The sequence below is a fragment of the Coleofasciculaceae cyanobacterium genome (assembly GCA_036703275.1).
Classification (GTDB): Bacteria; Cyanobacteriota; Cyanobacteriia; order Cyanobacteriales; family Xenococcaceae; genus Waterburya.
This window is the reverse complement of sequence record DATNPK010000035.1, coordinates 1-2,016: the sequence shown is the minus strand read 5'-3', so window position 1 is coordinate 2,016 and position 2,016 is coordinate 1. Positions and strand designations below refer to the sequence as shown.

1 protein-coding gene is annotated in these 2,016 nt (G+C 41.2%); it reads left to right on the top strand.

Annotated features, from left to right (window positions below; translation table 11 throughout):
- Positions 1-560: 560 nt before the first annotated feature.
- Positions 561-1,958 carry a hypothetical protein gene (locus V6C71_08495; protein HEY9768534.1) on the top strand — a complete coding sequence of 466 codons (1,398 nt, stop codon included), beginning with the start codon at positions 561-563 and terminating at the stop codon, positions 1,956-1,958.
- Positions 1,959-2,016 lie beyond the last annotated feature (58 nt).

The following is a 2,016-nucleotide window of genomic DNA, read 5'->3' as shown; positions in this document are numbered from 1 at the left end:
GTCGGCTTATAATTTTAGCTGGCTCAACTTATTTCTCAGATCTGACATCGGGATTTTACATTTGCTTATTCCTCCGCTAATGTAAGATTGCCGATGTTTTTGTATTCTTGATAATAGAGTCCCAAAAGTCCTCCGATAGTTTCCATGCCTCTGGAGATATAGCCGTACAAGATTAGCTTAGGACAATTGAGGTGATTGGCTCGAAGGTAGTAGGTAGTAGGTATCAGTAAAAAAATGTTTTAACATTGCCTGGTATTGCTATATGAAGTTGCCAAGGCAATCAGTCGTATTCCGCTTGGCTTATTGCAAATGGTGTTAACTCGCGTTAACTCAGTAGATAACTTTTGTCTCACTATAACTGTGTGATACTAAAGTAGTATTCACAAGTTATAAGGTCACTGTAAAGTCAGGTTAAAGCTTTTATAAAGGTAATTAAGTTAAACAAATCAACATGGCGATTGGATCAAGCGGGCGAAACGTCCGCGTCCCTCGCCATCAATTTAATTATCTCGTTACTTAAAGTACTATGGCTATCACTAAAATTTCTAATTCAAATCTTTTTGCAATATACCTACGTATCACAAGACTGGAAAGGAGGATACAAGCTCGAAGTAGATTTAACCTCGGAATTAGTCGCTCAAGACTGGAAGTTAAACTTTGACCTGGACTACAGTATCAAAGGAGCTTATGGCGTAGATTTAATCGATAACGGCAAGGGCAAGTATACTATCAGCGGACAAGGCGATTGGCAAAGTCTTGAACCAGGAGAAACCGCCAAAGCCATCTTGATTATTGACGATAAGGGTAAAGATGCAATTATTCCCAAATTTACTAGTTTAAATTCCCCAGTTAAAACTAAAATTGCCACATCTTCTGCTGTAGTAGAAGATTGGAAAGGAGGATACAAGCTCGAAGTAGGCATAACCTCAGAATCGAACGCTAAAGACTGGAAGTTAAACTTTGACCTGGACTACAGTATCAAAGGAGCTTATGGCGTAGATTTAATCGATAACGGCAGTGGCAAGTATACTATCAGCGGACAAGGCGGTTGGCAAAGTCTCGAACCAGGAGAAACCGCCAAAGCCATCTTGATTATTGACGATAAGGGTAAAGATGCAATTATTCCCAAATTTACTAATTTGATGGGGTCGGTCATCAGCAATCCCGTATCCGCACCTGCACCTGCACCTGCACCCCAACTGAGTAAAAACGCTATCTCCGTCGGATTTGAAAAGCACTCTAACAACACAAGCTACAACAATTCGGCTCAAAGTAAAGATTGGAAGGTCGCCTGGTCTAATCACATGGACAAGTACGCCACGATTTCTAATGAAGAAGCTCACTCTGGTAATAACTCTTTGAAAATGAGTCACCCCGCCAATGCTCAATCCAATGCTGGAGGTAAGTGGTTAGTTCCCAATCAACAAGAATACTACCTCTCCTATTGGGTCAAATTTGATAGCGACTTTGATTTTAATGGTCCTAAACACAGTGGCGGTAAATTACCAGGTATGGGTTCTGGAGACTTGGCTTCAGGCGGTCAAAAACCGAATGGCAATAATGGATTCACTTCTAGATATATGTGGCGCGAAAACGGCAAAGCTACCCTCTATCTTTATCATATGAATCAACCAGGAACATATGGAGAAGATGTTTTGCTCAAAGGTAGCAACGGCAGCGACAAGTACTTCGAGCGCGGTAAATGGCATAATTTGGTTCAACGAGTCAAAACCAACAACGGCAATCAGTCCAATGGTGAAATAGATGTTTGGATGGACAAGGAACAAGTCCTCTCCATGGACAATCTCAAGTTTATGACCAACAATCAAGGTATTGATACGATGTACTTTAGTACTTTCCATGGTGGATATGGCAGCGACTGGTGGCCTGAGAAAGAAGTCAATGCTCACTTCGATGACTTTGTGGTCTCGACTAATGCGCACGATGTCGGCTTATAATTTTAGCTGGCTCAACTTATTTCTCAGATCTGACATCGGGATTTTACATTTGCTTATT